Origin of the sequence: Sphingomonas sp. SAFR-052, assembly GCF_051965015.1 — a bacterium.
GTDB lineage: Bacteria > Pseudomonadota > Alphaproteobacteria > Sphingomonadales > Sphingomonadaceae > Sphingomonas.
Map to the genome: position 1 here is coordinate 1 of NZ_JBQCMO010000023.1, position 7,268 is coordinate 7,268.

6 protein-coding genes and 1 tRNA gene are annotated in these 7,268 nt (G+C 64.6%); 2 read left to right on the top strand and 5 right to left on the bottom strand.

The features are described 5' to 3' along the window. Positions 1–262: 262 nt before the first annotated feature. The gene (locus ACTHQV_RS19000) at positions 263–622 is read right to left on the bottom strand and encodes a hypothetical protein (protein ID WP_440492288.1); all 360 of its coding nucleotides are present in this window, start codon (positions 620–622) and stop codon (positions 263–265) included. A 423-nt stretch (positions 623–1,045) separates the two neighbouring features. Next, positions 1,046–1,690, bottom strand: coding sequence for a DNA-3-methyladenine glycosylase family protein (locus ACTHQV_RS19005; protein WP_440492289.1), 645 nt, complete (start codon positions 1,688–1,690; stop codon positions 1,046–1,048). Positions 1,691–1,749: 59 nt separating this feature from the next. On the opposite strand from ACTHQV_RS19005, the gene ACTHQV_RS19010 reads away from it, so the two are divergent. Further along, complete coding sequence (locus tag ACTHQV_RS19010; protein ID WP_440492290.1) at positions 1,750–2,067, top strand: 2Fe-2S iron-sulfur cluster-binding protein; 318 nt, start codon at positions 1,750–1,752, stop codon at positions 2,065–2,067. Positions 2,068–2,411: 344 nt separating this feature from the next. Here the strand turns inward: ACTHQV_RS19010 and rlmB are convergent, their stop codons facing one another. After that, positions 2,412–3,164 carry a 23S rRNA (guanosine(2251)-2'-O)-methyltransferase RlmB gene (gene rlmB / locus ACTHQV_RS19015; protein WP_440492291.1) on the bottom strand — a complete coding sequence of 251 codons (753 nt, stop codon included), beginning with the start codon at positions 3,162–3,164 and terminating at the stop codon, positions 2,412–2,414. Position 3,165: 1 nt separating this feature from the next. Further along, positions 3,166–4,761 carry a M20/M25/M40 family metallo-hydrolase gene (locus ACTHQV_RS19020; protein WP_440492292.1) on the bottom strand — a complete coding sequence of 532 codons (1,596 nt, stop codon included), beginning with the start codon at positions 4,759–4,761 and terminating at the stop codon, positions 3,166–3,168. Between the two features lie 137 nt (positions 4,762–4,898). Here ACTHQV_RS19020 and ACTHQV_RS19025 point away from each other — a divergent pair. Beyond that, positions 4,899–4,985, top strand: a tRNA-Tyr gene (locus ACTHQV_RS19025). Positions 4,986–6,085: 1,100 nt separating this feature from the next. On the opposite strand, the gene ACTHQV_RS19030 is transcribed toward ACTHQV_RS19025, so the two are convergent. Next, positions 6,086–7,187, bottom strand: a protein-coding gene (locus tag ACTHQV_RS19030; RefSeq protein WP_440492293.1) for an IS3 family transposase whose coding sequence is annotated in 2 segments (ribosomal slippage) — positions 6,086–6,124 and positions 6,126–7,187 — 1,101 coding nt in all. Because the reading frame shifts where the segments join, the coding sequence is not laid out codon by codon here. Positions 7,188–7,268 lie beyond the last annotated feature (81 nt).

Here is a 7,268-nt window from a genome sequence, read left to right on the forward strand (position 1 = left end):
ACCAAGATCTGGACGTCAGAGCCAGACCGGTTCATCGTAAATCCGATCCACCAGATGCCGGGACTGAACACCTAGGCCCGTTCGTGCTGAGTAGGGGCTGAGCTTGTCGAAGACCCTTATCAAAGTGCCTGTGGCTCACGTCCTTCGATACGCCGTTTCGACAAGCTCAATGGCTACTCAGGACGAACGGATTAGCCTCTGTCATTACTCTTTAATCAGGACGCTGCATCAGGCCGCCAAAAGTCACGTAGCGTTTCCCGACCTACCCCCGCGTCGCATTCCAGTTGAACAGGAACTTGCGATGCTCGGCCCAGGTCTGTCCTTCGACTACCGCGCCGCGCAGGCAAGCGCTGCTGTGATACGGCCCGACGCCATCGCTCGTCCGAAAACTGACGCAGGTCCGTCCCCGATCGGTCTTCCACCGTCCGCCTTCGATCACACTGTCATAGAAGCTCCCGGTGACCGACCCATCGGTCGCCAGCTGCAATTCCATGGTCTTGCGATACGGCTTGGCCGGATCGGTCGACAGATCGACGACCCAACGCCCGGCCAGCGGGTTGGCCGGCTCGGCAGCGGTAAGCGGCGCGGCACAGACGATGGCGAGCAGCAACATCCGACGCATGGCAGGTCCCCCGAAAGTCGGCCGCAGAATAAAACCGAAATTCGATCTTGCCCATGGTCCACCACCGGCGTCTTTTCCCCCTCCCGGCGCGAGAGGGAGGGAGCGGCGCAGTCGCCGAAGGGTGAGGGTGATTGGAGATCGCCACGTTCGACGCCAGACCGGAACCGCTGTCCTACAGGTGCCCATCCTGTCATATTTGCCGCCGCTCCCTGATAACCGCATGTGCTGCTCGATTGCGGTAACTTCATGTGAAGCGCGCACGACGTGGCGAGTGTGAACTTTGTGAACTTATTCGGATTTTCGCTTTGTTTTCAGTGGCACGCCACGGGCAAGGCCCGTGCCGTCGGACGGCGCTTTGGCGCCGCCGGCCGGGCGCGCCTATTGCGGCTCGGTGCAGCTTCGCTGCGCCTCGCCCGCCGCGCCTTAGATCGCACTATTCTTGGCCGCCTGCGTCGCCGGGTCGAACATATAATGATGCCATGCGAATACCGTCGCGGCGCTGCGGTGCGGGCGCCATTTCTCGGCCAGTTCGCGGATCGCCTTTTCGCTCGGCCGTTCGGGCAGGCCCAATATCCGCCCGATCTCGACCTGTACGGCCAAGTCGCCCGCCGGCCAGACATCGGTCCGTCCTTCGGCGAACAGCAGATAGATTTCGGCCGACCACCGCCCGATCCCCTTGATCCGCACCAGCTGCGCGATCGCTTCCTCGTCGTCGGCGGGCAGATTGGCGAGATCGAGCCGTCCGCTCAGCACCTCGTCGGCAAGGCTGCGGGCATAGCCGGTCTTCTGCCGCGACAGCCCGGCGGCGCGCAGCGCCTCGTCGCTGGTCGCGGCGATCCGCGCCGGATCGGTCGCATCGCCCAGCGTCGCCTCCAGCTTCCGCCACACCGCATCGGCCGCCTTGTAGCTCACCTGCTGCCCGACGATGGTCCTGAGCAGCGTCGCATAGCCCCGCTCGCGGATGCGCGGCTCGGGATAGCCGGCATAGGCCAGCGCCGCCCCGAACGCCGGCTCGATCCGCGCCAGCGCGTCGAGCGAGCTGCGCAATTGTTCGGCGGAAAGCCCCATGACCGGTCCTTGAAAAGCTTCGGCCGTCCCGGCATGGGGCGGCGACAGGAGAATGAACGATGCCCAAGCTTACCGTCGTCACCCGCGCCGGGGAAGAACGAACCGTGGACGGCGAGGCCGGGCTGTCGGTCATGGAAGTGCTGAAGATCAACGGCTTCGACGAACTACTCGCGCTGTGCGGCGGCTGCTGTTCGTGCGCGACCTGCCATGTCTATGTCGATCCAGCGTTCCTCGACCGCCTGCCGCCGATGAGCGAGGATGAGGACGACCTGTTGGATGCGGTGGAGGACCGGCGGCCGACGTCGCGGCTGTCGTGTCAGGTGCCGTTCGAGGCGGGGCTGGATGGGCTCACCGTGACCATCCCGGACGAAGACTAGAGGCGAAAACTAGCTATCGCCGCAATCGCATCATGCCCCGCCCGGCCGGCGGGCCCTCGGCCCGACCGACGTCATGGGCTTTGCCCATGACAGGCCTAGTGCGCGGAACCGCGTTCTCGATACGGGCTCTCGACTACGCTCGATCCCTACTCGAACCGAACGGGTGGGAGGAAGGGGGGGTACGCTAAACCCCACCCCGTTCAGTTCGAGCAGCTTCGAGCTTGTCGAGAAGCGTCCGTCGAGAACACGCCCCCAAGCCCGCCATGGGCGAAGCCCATGTCGTCGGACGGGGCGCTGCCCCGCCGGCCGGGCTAGGCGGGGTGCGAATTAGCCCTGCTAATTCGTCAGCCCGCCTGCGCCGTCGCCACCGCATACAAGGCAATCGCCGCCGCATTCGACACGTTCAGACTCTCCACCCGGTCCGAAATCGGCAGCTTGGCGAGGATGTCGCAATGCGCCTCGGTATTCTGCCGCATCCCTTCGCCCTCGGCGCCCAGCACTAGGGCGACCCGCTTCGGCCCCAGCGCCTGCGCCAACGTCGTCTCGGTATGCCCCGTCAGCCCGACGCGCCAGTAACCGGCCTCGCCCAGCTCGACCAGCGCCCGCGACAGGTTGACGACGCGCACCCACGGCACGCTCTCCAGCGCACCCGACGCCGACCGCGCGACCACTCCTGATTCGGGCGGCGCATGCCGGTCCTGCGTCACGATGCCCAGCGCATCGAACGCCGCCGCCGATCGCAGGATCGCGCCGACATTATGCGGGTCGGTGACCTGATCGAGCAGCAGGATCGGCCGGTCGTCGTCGCGCCCCTGTTCGATCAGGTCGGCCAGCCAGATATCCTCGAGCGGATCGGCCTCGACCACGATCCCCTGATGCGGCGCGTCGGGCGGCACGAAGCGGGCGAGGTCGGCCGCCTCCGCAAACACTACCGGCACGCCCTCGGGCAGGACCAGCTGCGACCCCATTTCGCGCGTGCACCAGATTTTGCGGATCACCCGCTCGGGATTGTCGAGCGCGGCGAAGGCGGCATGCCGGCCCCAAAAGCGCGGACGCTGCGGCGAAGCCTTGCTGGGGCGGTGTCCTTTGCGGGCCATGTCAGTCTTTCTCAGGAATTGCGTAGGGGTCGGTGGCGACCGGCTGGGTGGGCAGGGGCGGACGCGGCAGCGGCCGTTCGGCATTGGCCGCGCTCAGCAGCAGCGATGCGAGGATGATCGCGTTCTGCCGCATGTCGGGGCCTTTCAGGTGGTCGAAGGTATCGATGCTCGTATGATGCAAGCGGCTGCCATAGTCGAGCGGGTCCTGAATGAACTGATAGCCCTGCAGGCCGACCGACTGGAAGAAATAGTGGTCGGTCGACCCGGTCCGCCGGTTGGCGACGGTGGTCGCGCCCATCGATGCGAAGGGGCTGAGCCATTCGCGTAACGTCGGCACCGCGGCGACGTTGTTCTCGGCATTGATCCCGCGGATCTTGCCCGATCCGTTGTCGATGTTGAAATACGCGGTCATCGCCTCATAGCCGGGCTTCTTCGTGATCGGGAAGCGGTTGGTCCAGCCATAGAAGCGCGCCAAGCCCCCGTCCTTGCCACCCGCCGGTTCGGGTCGCACCGCGATGTGCCGCTCGACATAGGCGAGGCTGCCGAGCAGCCCCTGTTCCTCGGCATTCCAGAGAGCAAAGCGGATGGTCCGCTTCGGCCGGACCTTCAACACCGACAGGATGCGCGCCGCCTCCATCACGACTGCGGTTCCCGCGGCGTTGTCGGCGGCACCGTCGCCCGCGACCCAGCTGTCGAAATGCGCGCCGGCCATCACATAACCCGCCTTGGGATCGGTACCCGGCAGGTCGGCGATGATGTTGTAGGCGGTCGGGTCGCTGTCGTCGAAGCGGACCTGCGTATCGATCTCGATCGTCGGCGCGGTGCCGCTGACCGACAGGCGGGCGAGGCGGCGATAATCCTCCGCCGCGATCTCGATCGCGGGGACGGCGGGCGCGACCTCGCGGGTGAAGAGGTAGCCCGACCCATGCAACAGCTTGCCGTCGCGCGACGACATGGTCGCCATCGCCACCGCACCTTCGGCCTTCAGGAACGCATCGAGCTTGCGCGCGAAATCGAGCCGCTTGGCGCGGCGATCGGTGTCGGCGGGGTCGAACACCGGCTCGCGCCAGCTATCGGCCTTGGCCAGATCCTCCGCGGTCAGGCGGCGGAACGGTGCCTCACCCGGTTCCGATCCCTCGCCCGGCCGCGTCACCATCACGACCTTGCCCGACAGCTTGCCGCGCCATTCGGCAAAGTCCTTGTCCTCACTGATCGGCGCAACGATCACCGGCGCGGTGATCCGCCCGTTGGTGCCCGGCGTCCAAGCGATCGGGATCGCGGTCAGCTGGACGGCACGCGGCGTGACCATCCGCACGCTCGAGCGCTCGATCGTCCAGCCACGCCCGAACTCGAACCCTTCCTTGCTGGCGGTCAGTCCCCATTCGCGGAACTTCGCTTGCGCCCAGCGCTCCGCATCGCGCATCGCCGGCGAATTGGGCAGGCGGGGGCCGATCACGTCGGTCAGATGCTGGGCGATCGGCATGACCTGCGTATGGCTGGTGCCTTCGTCGATGATCCGGTTCACGGCGTCGCGATCGACGCTTTGTGCCGCCAATGGCGCGGCGATCAGGGTGGTGGCCAGCAGGATTGCGCGCAATTCGGGGTCCTCGCGTCAAAAAATATGCGCCGACGACGCTAAGTTGCCCGACAAAGTGGCGCAAGGCGTTGACAGCGCCGCTTCGGACCGGCAATGGGCGCGCTCGCTCGGACGGCCAGCCCGTCCAAGCGGCGGCTGGACAGGTGGCCGAGTGGTTAAAGGCAGCAGACTGTAAATCTGCCCGGGTTTCCCGTACGCTGGTTCGAATCCAGCCCTGTCCACCACCGCCCGCGCAGAATGCGCGGCGGTGTTTCGCGAAAGGCGCTTCGCCGACCGGCGATAATGTGGCAGGCCATATGGCTCCGGCCGCTTTTACCATAGCTGAGCCGACGTGTTGCCGCTCTTCTTGTGGCAGGCCCCACTGGGCGGCCTGGGCGGCCGCAACGACAGCAGCGCTCGAACGCCAGATCAGCAAGACAACCGGACGCTTAACGCCCGAAGTGATTGATGCGTTCGCCGAGCTTGTGCGTGCTCGCCCGAGCGGAGGCGATCCCGCCCTGCGCAAAGCCCATGTCGGCCTCTTCGTTTCCGGAGTGTCAGTCGATCAGGAGCTATCCGAGCCTCGGCTCTTCCGAATTGCTCGAACGCGCGGTTGGGCGAGCTGAACCGGCCGTCTTGGGCGCAGTGCCCATTTTTAACTAAGAATGGTGCACCACTCCTTTAAGTAGGAAACAACGAAGCGTCCTAGCGAACGTGCGTTCGGCTGGTTCGTCGCGTGGGTCCTGTTTGGGACGCCTTCGGGTTAGAACGGCGGCCGGTGGAGGACGACGCGTTTATCGGTAAAGCGTCTGAAACTCGCTTGCTCTGGCCAGTGTATAACTTTTCCACCAAAAGCAGACGTCAGAGCGTGAGATTGCGGACGATCGCCATGTCGGACCGTCCCAACAGGCAGCTTTTGGGAATTGTCGGGCAAAAAGCGGTCGTCGCGTACGGTGCATTACAACTTGGCCCTTCAGGGCGTGGGTCGAGACACCCGCATGACCTTGGCCATGCGCCAGATTCGACACTCGCGAGGAGGACCAAACCGCTGATCCAAAAGGCAAACCTTAAACGCCCTGAAGGGTCGGCAACGTCTGCCAAGAAGCTTTGCCTCCGGTTCCATGCTTCTTCGCACCATGCCACATCTGATTGCGCAACGAGTTTTCAAGGCTCTTCCGCCATGTTACGTGAGCTGACAGATTAAAGGGTGCCCATGCCAGTAGCAGACGAATTCATAGCTCCGAGCGCGCTTCGCATGGATCCGAAGAATCCACGCGCTGGCGCGCAAGAGTTTAAAGATGAAGAAGAGGCTATTTGAGCTGCTGCCGGTTTCGCGGACACGAGGTTAAGCTACCTGCGTTTGCCGCTCGAAGTCTATGGGGCTGGAGATAACCCAGGGTCGAGTGGCGCCGCGTCGGATTGTAGAAGCACTCGATGTAATCGAAGGCGTCTGCCTTCGCGTGATTGCGGGTGTGGTAGGTTTTACGCCCGACCCGCTCGGTCTTCAGCGAGGAGAAGAAGCTCTCCATGGCGGCGTTGTCCCAGACGTTGCCGGACCGGCTCATCGAGCAGGTCACGCCGTTGTCGGCCATCAGCCGCTGGAACTTCTCGCTCGTGTATTGGCTGCCTTGGTCGGAGTGGTGCAGCAAGGCGTCGGGCTTCCCACGCCGCCAGATCGCCATCATCAGCGCGTCGGTGACGAGCTGGGCGGCCATGGTGTCGCTCATCGACCAGCCAACTATGCGTCGCGAGAACAGGTCGATGACGACGGCGACGTACAGCCAGCCTTCGGCGGTCCAGATATAGGTGAAGTCGGCAATCCACCTCTGGTTGGGCGCCTCGGCCGTGAACTGGCGGTCGAGGAGGTTGTCGGCGATAACGGATCGCAGGCCGTCGTCCTTTGGCAGACCACGACGCCGCGGACGCGCCCTCAGGCCGTGAACACGCATCAGCCGCTCGACACGATGCAAGCCACATGAGAGGCCTTCGGCCAGAAGGTCGTGCCAGACGCGGCGTGCACCGTACGTCCGATAGCTGGAGATGAAGCTGGCGCGGACCCTGGCGCCGAACTCCTCGTCACTCCGGGCACGGGCACTGGGCACCCGAACCAGCCAGGCATGAAAGCCGCTACGCGAAACACCGAGCGCTTCGCAGATCCACGATACGGGCCAGATCCCCCGGTGCTTCGCGATGAACTCGAACCTCATATCGAGTCCCTGGCGAAGTAGGCCGCCGCTTTTTTTTAGGATGTCGCGCTCGGCCTTCATCCGGGCCAGCTCGCGGCGCAGCCGCTCAATCTCTTGGCTCTCGGGCTTCATCACCCCATAACCGGGAAACGCCGATCCCGGATCCGCCGCCTGCTCACGCACCCACTTGCGCAGCACGTTCTCATGCAGGTCCAGATCGCGAGCCGCCTGCGACACCGATACCCCGCGTTCCCGAACCAGCTTCTGAGTAGCCCCTAGTTTTCTAGACGCCTTCCGCCTTCAAAACCTGCTGCTGTTCGAACGCGACGGGCGACAGCATCC

What these genes read in the sequence shown, in the direction of transcription:
- ACTHQV_RS19000 (WP_440492288.1), bottom strand. Translation starts at nt 622, where the DNA reads ATGCGTCGGATGTTGCTGCTCGCCATCGTCTGTGCCGCGCCGCTTACC.
- ACTHQV_RS19005 (WP_440492289.1), bottom strand. Translation starts at nt 1,690, where the DNA reads ATGGGGCTTTCCGCCGAACAATTGCGCAGCTCGCTCGACGCGCTGGCG.
- ACTHQV_RS19010 (WP_440492290.1), top strand. Translation starts at nt 1,750, where the DNA reads ATGCCCAAGCTTACCGTCGTCACCCGCGCCGGGGAAGAACGAACCGTG.
- rlmB (WP_440492291.1), bottom strand. Translation starts at nt 3,164, where the DNA reads ATGGCCCGCAAAGGACACCGCCCCAGCAAGGCTTCGCCGCAGCGTCCG.